14 protein-coding genes are annotated in these 13,657 nt (G+C 59.0%); 10 read left to right on the forward strand and 4 right to left on the reverse strand.

The window, feature by feature from the left end:
* Window positions 1-369: 369 nt before the first annotated feature.
* Genes fliP through fliF form a run of 4 tightly spaced genes read right to left on the reverse strand, consistent with a single transcriptional unit; the run spans window position 370 to window position 3,674 of the window.
* A complete protein-coding gene (fliP, locus tag K3725_RS19015) occupies window positions 370-1,113 on the reverse strand; it encodes a flagellar type III secretion system pore protein FliP (RefSeq protein ID WP_260016797.1) in 744 nt (247 codons plus the stop codon).
* Window positions 1,110-1,406, reverse strand: a complete 297-nt coding sequence (locus K3725_RS19020; RefSeq protein WP_260016798.1) for a FliM/FliN family flagellar motor C-terminal domain-containing protein — start codon at window positions 1,404-1,406, stop codon at window positions 1,110-1,112. Before K3725_RS19020 ends, fliP begins: the two co-directional genes overlap by 4 nt.
* Window positions 1,399-1,998, reverse strand: coding sequence for an ABC transporter ATP-binding protein (locus K3725_RS19025; RefSeq protein ID WP_260016799.1), 600 nt, complete (start codon window positions 1,996-1,998; stop codon window positions 1,399-1,401). The genes K3725_RS19020 and K3725_RS19025 overlap by 8 nt, the downstream gene beginning before the upstream one ends.
* A complete protein-coding gene (gene fliF / locus K3725_RS19030; protein WP_260016800.1) occupies window positions 1,998-3,674 on the reverse strand; it encodes a flagellar basal-body MS-ring/collar protein FliF in 1,677 nt (558 codons plus the stop codon). Before fliF ends, K3725_RS19025 begins: the two co-directional genes overlap by 1 nt.
* A gap of 119 nt (window positions 3,675-3,793) precedes the next feature.
* On the opposite strand from fliF, the gene fliL reads away from it, so the two are divergent.
* The 10 genes from fliL (at window position 3,794) to K3725_RS19080 (ending at window position 13,612) form a co-directional block, all read left to right on the forward strand.
* A complete protein-coding gene (fliL, locus tag K3725_RS19035) occupies window positions 3,794-4,318 on the forward strand; it encodes a flagellar basal body-associated protein FliL (protein WP_260018640.1) in 525 nt (174 codons plus the stop codon).
* 9 nt (window positions 4,319-4,327) lie between these two features.
* On the forward strand, window positions 4,328-4,777 hold the full coding sequence (locus K3725_RS19040; protein ID WP_260016801.1) for a hypothetical protein: 450 nt from the start codon (window positions 4,328-4,330) through the stop codon (window positions 4,775-4,777).
* Window positions 4,777-5,382 (forward strand): MotE family protein, encoded by a 606-nt coding sequence (locus K3725_RS19045; RefSeq protein ID WP_260016802.1) that lies wholly within the window; start codon window positions 4,777-4,779, stop codon window positions 5,380-5,382. Before K3725_RS19040 ends, K3725_RS19045 begins: the two co-directional genes overlap by 1 nt.
* Window positions 5,383-5,460: 78 nt before the next feature.
* Window positions 5,461-6,330, forward strand: a complete 870-nt coding sequence (gene motA, locus K3725_RS19050) for a flagellar motor stator protein MotA (RefSeq protein WP_260016803.1) — start codon at window positions 5,461-5,463, stop codon at window positions 6,328-6,330.
* Complete coding sequence (locus K3725_RS19055) at window positions 6,327-8,816, forward strand: hypothetical protein (protein WP_260016804.1); 2,490 nt, start codon at window positions 6,327-6,329, stop codon at window positions 8,814-8,816. The genes motA and K3725_RS19055 overlap by 4 nt, the downstream gene beginning before the upstream one ends.
* Window positions 8,817-8,946: 130 nt before the next feature.
* Window positions 8,947-9,267, forward strand: coding sequence for a DUF3684 domain-containing protein (locus K3725_RS19060; RefSeq protein ID WP_260016805.1), 321 nt, complete (start codon window positions 8,947-8,949; stop codon window positions 9,265-9,267).
* Window positions 9,268-9,319: 52 nt separating this feature from the next.
* Window positions 9,320-11,353, forward strand: coding sequence for a flagellar biosynthesis protein FlhA (flhA, locus tag K3725_RS19065; protein WP_409201600.1), 2,034 nt, complete (start codon window positions 9,320-9,322; stop codon window positions 11,351-11,353).
* Window positions 11,350-12,129: a flagellar biosynthetic protein FliR gene (locus K3725_RS19070; protein ID WP_260016807.1), complete on the forward strand. Its 780-nt coding sequence runs from the start codon at window positions 11,350-11,352 to the stop codon at window positions 12,127-12,129. The genes flhA and K3725_RS19070 overlap by 4 nt, the downstream gene beginning before the upstream one ends.
* Complete coding sequence (locus K3725_RS19075; RefSeq protein ID WP_260016808.1) at window positions 12,126-13,217, forward strand: flagellar biosynthesis protein FlhB; 1,092 nt, start codon at window positions 12,126-12,128, stop codon at window positions 13,215-13,217. Before K3725_RS19070 ends, K3725_RS19075 begins: the two co-directional genes overlap by 4 nt.
* A complete protein-coding gene (locus tag K3725_RS19080; protein WP_260016809.1) occupies window positions 13,214-13,612 on the forward strand; it encodes a hypothetical protein in 399 nt (132 codons plus the stop codon). The genes K3725_RS19075 and K3725_RS19080 overlap by 4 nt, the downstream gene beginning before the upstream one ends.
* Window positions 13,613-13,657 lie beyond the last annotated feature (45 nt).

The following is a 13,657-nucleotide window of genomic DNA, read 5'->3' on the forward strand; positions in this document are numbered from 1 at the left end:
GGGCCGGGTATTTTGCTGTCTGGTGATGCCGTCTGACGCAGCTTTGGAAGAGAAAGCTGCTCAGCAAAGGCCGGTTTTCTCTCATCGGTTTACTAGCAGCCGGATCTGCCTGTGATGGCATGTGTGTTCAACGGGAGCTGCGTAAACTGGCCGTCCTGGCTGGGCAACATGTGCGGTTTCGAACCAAGATGAATGTCCGAAGCGGCACGTATTGTTTCAAGAGGGGTTTGTGGCTGTGTTTCCGGATGTGCGTTCAAATGCAGTCGGGCAAAAGCAGGTTCCTTTTCTGCTACTGTTTGCAGATCGCTTTACCGCAGAAAAAAGCCGGACACACAATGTGCCCGGCGTCTTCAGCTTGGATCGAACTGTTCAGGGGTAGTAGCTGCGGACCAGTGCAGTTGCGATCAGGCTCCAGCCATCAGCGACAACAAAGAACGCCAGTTTGAAGGGCAGGGAGACGATTGCTGGAGGGACCATCATCATCCCCATCGACATCAGGATCGCGGCAACGACGAGATCAATCACAAGGAACGGCAGGAACACCAGGAAACCGATTTGAAAGGCCCGGGCAATTTCCGACAGCAGAAAGCTTGGCACCAAGGCTGACAAAGGTGCCTCAGGCACCGGGTCCAGGCCCTGAGTCTCGGGTCTGAGATCAGCAATTGCATAAAACGTGTCCGGGTCCAGCCTGTTGGCCATGAATGCCCGGAACGGCTCCAAGCTGCGCGTGATGGCTTCGCCGGGCTCGAGCCGCTCTTCCAGAAGCGGATTGATGCCAGTGGACCAGGCTTCTGTGAAAACCGGTTCCATCACGAAATAGGTCAGAAACAGCGCCAGGCTGATCATCAGCATATTGGGGGGCGCCTGCTGCAGCCCGATGCCCTGACGGAGGATGGAAAGAACCGTCACCAGGAACGGGAAGCAGGTAATCATGATCAGCAGCCCAGGGGCCAGGCTGAGCACAGTAATCAGCAGGATCAGCTGGATCGAACGGGCGGATATCGACTGCCCGTCTGCCAGAGAGAGGCTCAATTCTTGAGCAAGGGCGGTGTGCGGCAGGGTCAGCAGCAGCACCGAGATCAGAGCCGCCCGCACAAATGTCGTATGTGTCATCCCAAACCGCTTTGCAGATCGGCAATTTCCGTCAGGCGCACGGCCAGCTGGCCTGCCTGGTCGCCTTCCAGTTCTTCCAGCTGGCCGCGTGCAACCAGGCGGTCGCCGACGTACAGGTCCACCGGGTCTTCGACTCTCTTGTCCAAGGTCAGAATGGCGTTTTCACCCAGGCTGACCAGGTCGCGGATCAATGGCCGGGCTTTGCCGACTGAGACGAGCACTTCGACTGGAACCGAAACGAAAGGGTTGCTCGCATCGGCAGATTTCATGTTCAGATCGGCCGCGTCATCCATAGTGGCTGTCCTCATTTGCGTGATAGGTAAAGGCTTCGATCGAATCCTGGATGGACTCGAGAAGGGCGTCGCAGTTGATTTCGCACTCCGCGCTGCCCACGCTCAGGTAGGCTTGGCCCGGCGACAGAACGCTGTCTTCCCGAACTGTCACTGGCACGGAAAACTTCTCCGGCAGCAGACTGCGCACAGCAGCGCCCTCGCCTGGAGAAACCACGATTTGCATCGGCTGGTCGGCCTGCCCCTTGGCCATGCTTGCCAGCTGGTCGACGATATGGTGCCCGAAGGATGCGGCCATTGCATCCGGAAGAACCGCACTGGTCAGAACCTTGAACATCGGATCCAGTGAGTCGAGCAGCTGGCTTTGCGCTTCCTGATAGGTGAAATTCAGGTCCTCAAGAGAGCTGGCAAGCTCTGCTGAGATCCGGGTGTTCTCCTGATCCTTGGCCGTCACCGCGTCATCCCAGCCGGCACTATAGCCGTTCTCAAATGATGCCAGGCGCTGTTCTTCGATGAGCTCCTCGGAAATTGCTGGCAGAGCAGGCTCCACCGGTGTCTTCATACCGAAGTCTTCTAGCAAATGTGCAATTGTCATCAGGCCTGCTCCTTACTCTCTTCCAGCCAGCCGCGCAGGATTTGAACCGTCTCTTCCTGACGTTCGCCGATCAGGCTGCGCAGCCGGTCGACGGGATCGCCCGTGCTGCCGCCCATGGCGGGCAGGCCGATAGCGCCCATCATATCCCCGGTGCCCATCTCAGGCAGGCCGCCTAGCGGCTCGAACTGTCCGGTTTCGTTGTTTTCAATCTCGCCATCCAGAGCCAGCCCTGCACCCAGGTCAGGCGCGGTCATGAAGCCGTCGCCGCCCATTCCGGGAAGCCCAGGCAGCGCATCAGCCCCGCCACCTGGTGCTGGCAGCGCAGTTGCCGAGCCACCCTGGTTCGACAGGATTGGCCGCACAACGAACAGGCCCAGAATCAGGCTGACGATGGCGAGAGCCGCGATTTGAATCAGCGACATGGCGTCAAAGTTCAGTTTGTCCAAAAAGGAAGCTGTCGCCACGACGCCCTGCGGTTCAACTGCCGGCAATTCCATCGATTTGAGCGTGATCACGTCTCCACGGTCTGCGTCAAAGCCGACCGCAGCGGAAATCAGCTCCCGCATTGCAGCCAGTTCTTCTTCAGGGCGGGGCTGGAAAACGGCTTCGCCTGCCTCGTTTGTAACGGCAGTGCCATTGATCAGGACCGCAACTGTCAGGCGTTTGATAGCGCCCGGGCCGCGAAGGATTTCTTTTTCAGTTTCCGAGATTTCATAGTTGATTCTCTCCCGGGTGGCGCTGGTGTTTGCCTTGGAACCTTGGCCAGAGGCTGCATCGCCGTCAGGAATATTGGACGCAACTGTGACCTCGCCGGACTGGTTAGTCGATGAATCAGCGCGCTCTTCGACATCGGTGCTGACCGCAACACGGCTTTTCGGGTCCACCAGCTTCTCGCGGATCGATTCGGTGTCGGTGATGGTTTCCACACTCACTTCGACGACGGCATTGCCCTGCCCCACGCGGGCTTCGACAAGCCGCAGCACGCGTTCCCGAATCGTTTGCGAACGGTCGTCAGTGCCCGCAGCTGCTGCGGCAGTTGTATCGGCAGAGCCGATCAGCGCGCCATTGGCATCAATAACCGCGACGTTATCCACAGCCAGGCCGGTAACGGCGGATGATACCAGGAAACGGATCGCATTGGCCTGGGCGGGCGTGATCGGGGATCCCATTGGCACAATAGAGACCGAAGCAGTGGGTTCAACAGTCCGCTGAAACGGATTCGACCCAGTATTTGCTATATGCACCCGTGCCTGGCTCACATGCGGGCTGGCGACGATTGTGCGGGCCAGTTCGCCTTCCTTGGCACGCCAGTATGCTGCGTCGAACATTTGTGAGGTGGTACCGAAACCACTAAGCGAATCAAGGAGTTCGTATCCCTTACCGCCATTGGCAGGTAGGCCTTCGCTGGCCAGTGTCATACGAAGTTCATCGCGTTGCGTGGATGGCACATAAATCGAGCCGCCGCGCACTTCAAATTGGGTGCCGCGCTGTTCCAGCGCCCGCACCACATCCCCGGCCGTGCCGCTTTCCAGCCCGGCATAGAGAAGTGTCATAGTTGGCTTGCTTGCCACATGGGACATCGCGATGACGCTGAGAATCATGATTACCGTGGCTCCCACGGCAATCAGACGCTTTCTCATGTCCATTTCTGCCCAGACATTCTTGATCTGCTGCACATTAACCTCCGTCGCACCGGCGTTCTCTCCGGCATGCAACCGTTTTGACGGATCGGCCTTAACATTCGGTTAGTTCCTCGCAGGTTATGAAGAAGCTGCACGACGTTTTAGGGATAGCCATGACAGACGCTGCAGTAGATATCGAAGCAGATGCCCCGGCCAAGAAAGGCAAATTGCCCCTGATCATTGGGGTGGTGCTTGCACTGGCGGGCGCGGGCGGCGGATTCTTTGCCGTACAGTCAGGCCTTCTTCCCTTTGGTCAGAAAGCGGCGCCAGAACCGGCGCACGCGGCCGAAGTGGCGCCAGAAGGCGTGGACACAGGTGAGACGGCGATGGATATCGCCAATCTTGCCTTCATCGAAATGGACCCGATTCTGATTACCCTGCGCAAAGCCAGCGGTTTGAAGCATCTCAGGTTCCGCGCGCAACTAGAGGTCAGCCTGGCACACCAGGCTGAAGTCGAAAGAGTCCTCCCGCGGGTTGTCGATGTCCTGAACAGCTATCTGAGAGCATTGGAGCTGGAGGATCTGTCAGATCCGATGGCTCTTCCGAAACTGAGGGCGCAGATGCTGCGGCGGATCAATATTGCCACCGGCCAGGGCCGGGTGCGCGATCTGCTGATCATGGATTTCGTACTGAACTAGGAGGACAGGATGGACATTATTGCTGATATCCTGCTTGCGGCCGGAGCGTTGGGCGCCGGATTCTATTGTCTGGTGCTGTCGCGCCGGCTGAAGCGGTTCAATGACCTGGAGAAAGGTGTTGGCGGAGCGGTTGCCGTTCTGTCTGCACAGGTGGATGACCTGAACAAATCGCTGCAATCGGCACAGCAGGTTTCCGATGGGTCCAGCAAGGCGCTGCAGCAGCTGACCGGCCGGGCCGAATCTGTGGCGCAGAGGCTGGAACTGATGATGGCTTCGATGCACGACATACCCGAGGCCGGTGCTGCGGCCCCTGCGCCAGCGGAGCCCGCCGCCGAAGACGCCGCAATGGCCGCAGCCTATGAGGCTGACCCGCAGCCAGCTGCCGAGGCACAGGAAGAACCGAAGTCTGCCGGTTTGATGTTTGTGCGCCATAACCGCAGCCAGAATCGGGTGGCGTGATGGCGAAGAAAACCAAACGCTTCCGGCGCAGCGGCACTCTGATGATGCTGGCGCTGCTGCTGATGGGCTCTGCCGTGGTGCGGCTGGGTCTTGAAGCCGGACCTGCCATTGCACGTGAAGTAGCGAGCCTCAAGGAGGCGGGCCAGGAAGGTGCCGCGCATGACGGGCAGCCGCAGCGCGACGCGATGCCGACATCGGCCGAGCTGCAGACGATGCTGGCAGCATTTCAGCAGAGGGAAGAGGTCTTGGCCGCCCGCGAGGCGGAGATCGAAGACCGGATGAAGGCGCTGGAAATTGCTGATCAGGCGATTGATATGAAGCTGGCGGCGTTGGAGCAGGCGGAAGAGAAGCTGCGCGCAACCCTCGCGCTGGCTGACGGGGCAACTGAAGCAGATGTGTCCCGGCTGACGACGGTTTACGAACAGATGAAACCCAAGGAAGCCTCAGCATTGTTCGAGGAAATGGACCCGGCTTTTGCTGCGGGTTTCCTGGCCCGCATGCAGCCGGAGGCAGCCGCGGGAATCATGGCAGGCCTCAGCCCCGAGGCAGCCTATACGATCAGCGTCGTGCTGGCCGGACGTAACGGATCCGTGCCCAAGGAATAATTTGGGCGCGGCGGCTTAGTCTTTCCTTAGGAAGACTCGCCTAAACTAATAAAAACCAACGGAATTCGGAGTGGACCTATGATCGGGATTGTAGGCATTGTGGTGATCTTTGCCATGGTGTTCGGCGGATACCTTCTGGCCGGCGGCAAGATGGCGATCATCCTGAAGTCGCTGCCGTTTGAAATGATGATGATCGGCGGGGCTGCGGTCGGTGCTTTCCTCATTGCCAATGACATGGGCGGCGTGAAGCACACGCTCAAGGACCTTGGGAAGGTGTTCAAGGGCCCCAAGTGGAAGCCGGATGACTACCGCGATCTTCTTTGCCTGCTGTTCGCGCTGATCCGAATTGCGAGGGCCAATCCGGTTGAAGTGGAACAGCATATCGAGGATCCGGAGAACTCTTCTGTTTTCAACAAGTACCCCAAGATCCTGGGTGACAAGGAAGCAGTGAACCTGATTTGCGACACAATGCGCTCGGCTTCGATGAACTATGATGACCCGCATCAGGTCGAGGAGGTTCTGGAAAAGCGCATGGAGGCCAATCTCCATCACGCGCTGCACTCCAGCCACGCGCTGCAGACCATGGCTGATGGTCTGCCCGCGCTTGGGATTGTTGCGGCGGTTCTGGGTGTGATCAAGACCATGGGGTCGATCGACCAGCCGCCGGAAGTACTGGGCAAGCTGATTGGCGGCGCGCTGGTTGGCACGTTCCTTGGTGTTTTCCTGTCCTACGGCCTGGTTGCGCCTTTTGCGGGCAAGGTGAAGGCCGTGGTCGAAGAGGATTCCCACTTTTACCAGCTGATCCGCGAAGTGCTGGTCGCCAACTTGCACAATCATGCCGCGGCCATCTGCATCGAGGTCGGCCGCCAGAACACTCCCTCGCACTTCCGTCCAGGCTTTTCGGAACTTGAAGAAGCCCTCAAATCGGTGAAACAGGACGCAGCATGATCTGGCGAGCATTTGCCACCGCAGCTTTTCTGCTGACGTCGGGTGCTGTCCACGCGCAGACAATCGTGACCCGCTCAGGCGAGCACAAGGGGTTCACGCGTCTTGTGATGCGGCTTCCAAACGGGGCAGACTGGTCGCTGACACAAAGCGGTATGACAGCAACGGTGAACATTGCTGCGCCCGAAGCTGTTTTTGATACGTCGCGCGTCTTTAACCTGATCCCCCGGACCCGGCTGCAATCATTGGCGCAAAACGGTCCGGGCCAGCCACTGCGCCTGCAGCTGGGATGCGAATGCACCGTTACATCCTACGTTCAGAAGGATGGATACCTGGTAATCGACATCCGTGACGGCGGCAAACCAGCTGCGAAGCCGCAGTTCAGTTCAGCGGCATCCGTTCTGCCGCTCACGACCCTGGTTCCTGAAACGGGCTACCGTTTTGGATTCTCCCAGCCGGCTGCAGCAGATGCGCGTCTTGCGCTTGAACTCGCAGCGGCGATTTCTGGACAACGGGAGCGCACGCAAACAGCGCGGCCGGGCGAAGAGGCGGGTCCGCCGCCTGCGGGCGCAGCTTCCGCTTCTGCCGTGGCCGAGGGGTCCGTGCCGGACCTGAAGGATTTGGAACTGCCGCTGTTAGGCGGTCTGACCAGGGCGGAGGAAGCGGCTCCGGAACCTGACATGGTCGTCGCGGAAGAGGCAGCACCAGTCAGTATACCCGAGACGGGTTTGCTGCTCGATATGGACGAATCTGAGCGCGCGGCTGCGGTTGGCGAATCTGAACGCCGGCTGCTGCAGCAAATTGGAAGAGCTGCCAACCAAGGCCTTTTGAATGTCACGCTTGATGGTGTTCCGTCCGCGGAAACCTCTGCTGGGCTGGATCCGCTCGGCGGGACTGGCAGGCCGCTTGATCCGCTGGACCATATCTCCGTTACTTCTGCAATTGACCGGGAAACCGGGCTGATCGCCGCCTTGATGGATGACAATGGCGAACAGTCGCATTGCCTGAAAGACCGGGATGTTGCCATTCAGAATTGGGGCGATGACAGCCCGTTTTCAGATCAGGTAGCCCTGCTGCGCAGCGGTCTGGTTCGGGAATTTGATGATGTGAATCCGGAAACGGTCCAGGCGCTTGCGCGGCTCTACTTGTACTTTAGCTTTGGCGCTGAGGCCCGTTCAATCATGACGTTCCTGCCGCCTGAGCAGCAGGATAGTCCGGAAGCGGCATTGCTGGAGACATTGGCAAAGCTGATGGACGGTACCCCCTTGCCAGTCAACCACGCGCTTTCCGGGCAGCAGCGCTGTGACGGCGACAGCGCATTGTGGGGGGCATTGGCCGATGGTGCTGTGAAGCGCAGCGCAAACTCTGATGCCATTCAGCAGGCGTTCTCCAAACTTCCTGTGCACTTGAGGGTGCATCTTGGTCCGAGGGTCAGCAAAATGTTTGCAGAAGCCGGCAATCATCACGTTGCCGAGGCCGTGCTGCGGTCGGTGGACCGGACCGGAGTGGAGGAAGTTCCCGAGATTAACCTGGCTGAAGCCGCAATTGCTGAGCTGGAAGGCGATACCGAAACGATGGCGGAGGAGCTTACCAGCGAAGTCGCCGAGCGGACTGGCAACGCGCCTGCCGCACTGATTGACCTGGTTGCGCTCAGCGTCAAGGAACGTAAGGCTTTGTCACCGGATGTGCCGGATCTGATTGCCTCTTATGAACTGGAAAACCGCGAAACTGAACTGGGTGCGGATTTGCGTCACGCTCTTGTCGCATCATTGGCGCTGATGGGGCAATTCCACGAAGCCTTCGGGGAACTGAAGAGCGTGTCAGACAGGGACGGGCCGATCGCGCGGGCCGAGGCGATGGAGCCGCTGATGCTGCTTCTGACAGAGCGTGCAGATGACGTGACATTCCTTCAGTATTCCCTGGTGTTTGCCAAACAGGCCACGCCGGCTGAGGCAGCGCCGGTGGCGGCGCAGGTGGCGCGCAGGCTGCTGAATCTTGGCTTTGCAAGCCAGGCCCAGGAGCTGCTGACCAAACTCGCGTTGGAATCGGATGATGAAACCCGCCGCCTGCTGATGGCCGAAGCAGCCTTGGATCTTGATAAACCGCACCGGGCCCTTGTGGAGCTGATGGGTCTTGACGGAGCCGAAGCCAACCGGATGCGCGCACAGGCCCTGTGGCGTAACGGAGAATACGGACGGGCGGGGGAATATCTTCTGGCTGAAGATGAGGCAGATGCTGCCGCCCGCGGTTTCTGGCATTCTGAAAACCTGGGTGCAATCGAAGCAATCGGGACAGACGCTGCAGACTCTTTCGGACCCGTTGCGTCGGTAACCTCGCAGATCGGCGAGACAGCTCAGGACCCTGTGGGCCTGGCACCACTGGCCCATGCCAGGGCGCTGGTTGAAAGCAGTGAAGGAACGCGGGGCGGTATTGCCGACCTACTGAGCCAAATCGGCACAGGTCGTGCGCAGCCTGCCGCAAATCAGTAAATCAAGCCCGGCACTAAAGCTTCACCGGCTGCCGTTTCCATGCGGCAGCCGGTGATAGTTCTGATAACACTTTGTCAACCGCCTGCCGGTAACGTCAAAAACGGGTGAATCCTGATTTGGAACGGGCAGAATGCCGGACAACTACATATTCTTTGGCCCGCATGGGCTGTTTCAGCGCGCAGCGGCCGCAGGCTGCAAAGCCGATTTAAGCGCGCGTGCGCTGGTTAAACTTCGTTCAATGGAAATCGTGCCGCTCTTCTGTCCGGCCGGCAGGGGGGAGTTTGGTTCTCATAAGATGCGAATGGTATCTTGCCCGATTCCCGTTCCGCTGCGGGCGTCACAGCAAAAATTCGGATCTGTTTATAACCCTGCCTGCCCGCTGACTGGGCTTCGTGGCCGGCACTTCAACTCGAGCGTGAAATCCAACGAGCGAGGCGTGACCTGTGCCTAAACTGACGACAGAGCAACTTTTTAGTCCGACGGTGCTTCTGGCTTTGGCTTTGATGGCGATCATCGTGATGATGATCCTGCCGATGCCGGCCTGGGTTCTGGATGTCGGCCTGGCAACCTCTTTTGCGCTGGCCATCCTGATCTTTACAATCACGCTTTTCATCGAGCGGCCGTTGGATTTTTCTTCCTTCCCAACAATTCTTCTGGCGTCGCTGATGCTGCGATTGTCGTTGAATGTGTCCTCGACCAAATTGATCATCGGGCAGGGGCATACAGGCACCGATGCGGCGGGAGGTGTGATCGAAGGCTTTGCCCAGTTCGTCATGGGCGGCAGCGTTTTCCTGGGACTTGTGGTGTTTGGCGTTCTCTTGATCGTCAACTTCATGGTGATCACCAAGGGTGCTGCTCGGATGGCCGAAGTGGGCGCCCGCTTTGCCCTGGACGGGATGCCGGGCAAGCAGCTGGCAATTGACGCTGACATGTCAGCAGGCGCCATTGACCACCAGACCGCCAAGGAACGCCGGGAGCGCGATCAGCAGGAAACCACATTCTTCGGGTCGCTGGACGGTGCTTCGAAGTTCGTCAAGGGTGACGCGGTTGCAGGCCTGCTGATTACGCTGCTGAACCTGGTGATGGGTCTGATCATGGGCGTTCTTGTCCATGGTATGCCGGTCGGCAGCGCGTTTGAGACCTATGCCATCCTGACCGTAGGCGACGGTTTGGTATCGCAAATCCCTTCGGTGATCATCTCCATTGCAGCAGCGCTGCTGCTGGCTCGCGGCGGCACGACTGGCTCAACGGATATTGCCCTGTTCGATCAGTTCGGCCGTCACCCGGCAGCGCTGATCACGGTTGCAGTACTGATGGTGCTGTTTGCCTTGGTTCCAGGTCTGCCGTTCCTGCCTTTTGTCACCGGCGGCGGTGTGCTGGGCTACGTTGCATACCGTGTGGCCAAGAAAAAGAGGGACGATGCCGAAGCCGAGATCGAAGAAAAGATCGAGGAAGCCTCGGATCCTACGGCATCCCGGCCGCTGGGTGATATCCTGGACCTGGATGATCTGCATCTGGAGTTCTCGCCGGATCTGGTCAGCATGGTGCTGGATGCGGGCACAGGCCTGGATGCGCGGATTGCCAATATGCGGTCTCATATCGCCACCACATTCGGCCTGATCTTGCCCGAGATCCGCTTGACAGATCAGCATGAACTGGAGCGGGGCACTTACGTGATCAAAGTGCAAGGTGTCGAGCAAGTGCGCGGCACATTGCATCCGGAAATGGTTCTGGCACTGATGCCGGACAATCATGATGCCCTGCCGCCCGGAACGGACGTCACTGAACCGGTTTACGGGGCTCCAGCCCGCTGGATCTCTGCCAAGTCGCAGGAACAGGCCGCGCTGGCCGGCGCAACAGTTGTGACGCCGCCTGAAATTCTGGCAACTCATCTTCTTGAAATCATCAAACAGAACTTCTCCCGTCTGCTGTCGCTCAAGTCGCTGCGCCGTTTGTTGGATGAGATGACTCAGCTCTCCGACGGTTTCCGGGCTGAAGCAAACCGCAAGCTGCTGGATGCGCTGGTGCCGGACAAGGTGCCGATGGATACCCTGCATGCGGTGTTGCGGCTGCTCTTGGAAGAGCGGGTTTCGATCCGCAACATGCCGTTGATCCTTGAATCGATTGCCGAAGCACGGATGCACACCACCCAGCCGGAGCTGATTTGCGAACATGTGCGGCAGCGCCTTGGATTCCAGCTGGTCGCCGAAATGAAGCGCGAAGACGGCACCATTCCGCTGATCCAGCTGGCACCGGAGTGGGAAGACAAGTTCTCGACTTACCAAGTTGATTCACAGGGCGCTGGGCTGGATATCGCTTTGCCGCCCGACTTGTTCAACAGGCTTGCAGACGGGCTGAGTGACAAGCTGGGGACGATTACCGATCAGGGGGTTTTTGCCGCAGTGGTGACGTCCACCCGCCGTCGCCGGTATTTGAAAACCATCCTGAAGTCGCGCGGAATCACAAATCCGGTCCTGTCCTTCGAGGAAATCGGACTCGAAGCGCGGCCGGCCCTGGTCGGGATGGTTCAGGCATGAATCTGAATTTCCTGCCGCCGGAGCTGGTGCTGCTTCTGGGGTCAGGATTCTGGCATGCGGCAATCGTCTTCCTGCGGGTGTCGGCAATGGTTTCAGTGCTGCCCGCAATGGGGGAGCTTTATGTTCCGACCCGCGTCAAACTGGCGATTGCTGTGGCATTCACCTTTGTGGTGGCGCCTGCACTGCCGCCCTTTCCTGAACCGGACGGGGTCATGGATTATGCGCGGTTTGCGGTGACCGAAGCGATTATCGGCCTGGCGATCGGCGTGGGCGCACGAATGTTTGTTCTGGCGCTCCAGACGGCCGGCACGATGGCTGCGCAAAGCACCTCCTTGTCTCAGGTCCTTGGCGGCATCGGTGCAGAACCAATGCCAGCACTTGGGGCTGTGCTGATGATTTCCGGTGTGACCCTTGCGGTCATGATGGGGCTTCATGTCCGCATTGCGGAGCTGCTGATCGGATCCTATCAGATGTTTCCCGCGGGTCAGTTCCCTGTCGCGGCCGGACTGACGGAATGGGGCGTGTTCCGCGTATCGGAGAGCTTCTCCATGGCTTTCACGCTTGCAGCCCCCTTTGTGGTCACAGCCGTAATCTACAACCTGGCGCTTGGTGTCATTAACCGGGCTATGCCTCAGCTTATGGTGGCGATGGTCGGCGCACCGGTCATCACCTTCTTTGGGTTGTTCATCCTGATGGTCGGCAGTCCGATGATTTTGGATGTCTGGTCCCGGGCGCTGATGACTTTTCTTTCCAACCCCGGAGTCGGAATGCCATGAGCGGTGAAGACGACGATTCTGATAAGTCATTTGAGCCAACGGAACAGAAACTCCGCAAGGCGCGTGAGAAGGGCGAAGTTGCCAAGTCCACCGACTTGTCTGTGGCAGCTGCCTATCTGGGGCTTATTGTTGCCTTCTACGCGACAGGAAGCGCCAGTGTGGAGGGGATGGGAACCGCGCTGATGGCTTTTCTGGATCAGCCCGACAGGCTGGCGCCGCTGTTCTTTGACGGCGGGTCCGCAACTGCGCCCACAGGTGGCTTTGCAGGCAGTCTGCTGAGGCCAATTCTGCCTTGGTTCCTGGTGCCGTTTGCCTTGGTTTTGCTGTCCATCATCGGCCAGCGTGCGATGGTCTTTGCGCCCAGCAAGCTTGAGCCGAAACTGTCGCGCCTGTCGATCATATCCAATGCCAAAAACAAGCTTGGCCGCGCGGGGCTCTTCGAATTCCTGAAGAGCTTTCTGAAGCTGGTGCTCTATTCCGTTTGCCTCGGCGTCTATTTGAGCCATCGGCTCCCGGACATGATTTCGTCCTCGGGCACGGGGCCGCAATCGGTCGTGCTGATGCTGTCGCAGCTCGCACTGGAGTTTCTGTTCTTGGCTCTCGTCATATCATTGGCGATCGGGGTCGTTGACGCAGTGTTCCAGCACGCTGAACACCGCCGCAAGAACATGATGTCGCGCAAGGAAATCCAGGACGAAATGAAGGATGCCGAGGGCGACCCGCATGTGAAAGGCAAGAGACGCCAGCGCGGCCAGGAGATTGCGATGGGCCAGATGCTGGCCGAGGTGCCGAATGCCGACGTGGTGATCGTCAACCCGACCCACTATGCGGTTGCTTTGAAATGGAGCCGCGAAAAGGGAGCCGCGCCGGTTTGCGTTGCCAAGGGGGTTGATGAAGTGGCTGCGGCGATCCGGCGTGTGGCCAATGAAAATGCGGTGCCGATACACAGCGACCCGCCCACGGCCCGGGCTTTGCATGCAGCAGTCGAAATCGGCGACGAGATTCTGGAAGAACACTATGCGCCGGTGGCGGCGGCAATCCGCTTTGCCGAGGAAATGCGAAAGCGCGCCAAGGGGAAAATCACATGAAGCAGAAGATGCTCGACCAGATGGCGGCCGTAACCGCTGCGCAGTACATGCAGGAGCACGCAAAGATCCAGCCTGCGCTGGCACGGGAAGCGGAGCTGCGCGGCCAGCTGGCCAAGCTCAACGAGCAAGTGCAGGCCGCGCGGGAACAGGCAAGCGGCGATCACGCGATGAAAGCCTTGGGTGCAGATCTTTTGTGGGAGGGCTGGCACTCCCGCACCCGGCGCCAATTGAACATGGATCTGGCCAAGGCGACGGCTCAGAAGCTGAGGATGATGGATCAATTGCGCACGGCATTTGGCCGCAAGCACGCCGTGGAAACCATGGCGGCAACCGAGCGCAAGCGCCAGAAGGCTGCGCAGGCGAAAGCGTTTATGGACAGGCTGCTGGACAGCTGAAATCTTTGGATGCTTTTCAAACAGAAAGGGGCCGGTCCTGCAGGA

The organism is Leisingera sp. S132, assembly GCF_025144465.1.
Taxonomy (GTDB): domain Bacteria; phylum Pseudomonadota; class Alphaproteobacteria; order Rhodobacterales; family Rhodobacteraceae; genus Leisingera.

Bases quoted from the DNA above. Each gene is read 5' to 3' on its own strand.
- fliP (WP_260016797.1), bottom strand. From the start codon at position 1,113: ATGACACATACGACATTTGTGCGGGCGGCTCTGATCTCGGTGCTGCTG.
- K3725_RS19020 (WP_260016798.1), bottom strand. From the start codon at position 1,406: ATGGATGACGCGGCCGATCTGAACATGAAATCTGCCGATGCGAGCAAC.
- K3725_RS19025 (WP_260016799.1), bottom strand. From the start codon at position 1,998: ATGACAATTGCACATTTGCTAGAAGACTTCGGTATGAAGACACCGGTG.
- fliL (WP_260018640.1), top strand. From the start codon at position 3,794: ATGACAGACGCTGCAGTAGATATCGAAGCAGATGCCCCGGCCAAGAAA.
- K3725_RS19040 (WP_260016801.1), top strand. From the start codon at position 4,328: ATGGACATTATTGCTGATATCCTGCTTGCGGCCGGAGCGTTGGGCGCC.
- K3725_RS19045 (WP_260016802.1), top strand. From the start codon at position 4,777: ATGGCGAAGAAAACCAAACGCTTCCGGCGCAGCGGCACTCTGATGATG.
- motA (WP_260016803.1), top strand. From the start codon at position 5,461: ATGATCGGGATTGTAGGCATTGTGGTGATCTTTGCCATGGTGTTCGGC.
- K3725_RS19055 (WP_260016804.1), top strand. From the start codon at position 6,327: ATGATCTGGCGAGCATTTGCCACCGCAGCTTTTCTGCTGACGTCGGGT.
- K3725_RS19060 (WP_260016805.1), top strand. From the start codon at position 8,947: ATGCCGGACAACTACATATTCTTTGGCCCGCATGGGCTGTTTCAGCGC.
- flhA (WP_409201600.1), top strand. From the start codon at position 9,320: ATGGCGATCATCGTGATGATGATCCTGCCGATGCCGGCCTGGGTTCTG.
- K3725_RS19070 (WP_260016807.1), top strand. From the start codon at position 11,350: ATGAATCTGAATTTCCTGCCGCCGGAGCTGGTGCTGCTTCTGGGGTCA.
- K3725_RS19075 (WP_260016808.1), top strand. From the start codon at position 12,126: ATGAGCGGTGAAGACGACGATTCTGATAAGTCATTTGAGCCAACGGAA.
- K3725_RS19080 (WP_260016809.1), top strand. From the start codon at position 13,214: ATGAAGCAGAAGATGCTCGACCAGATGGCGGCCGTAACCGCTGCGCAG.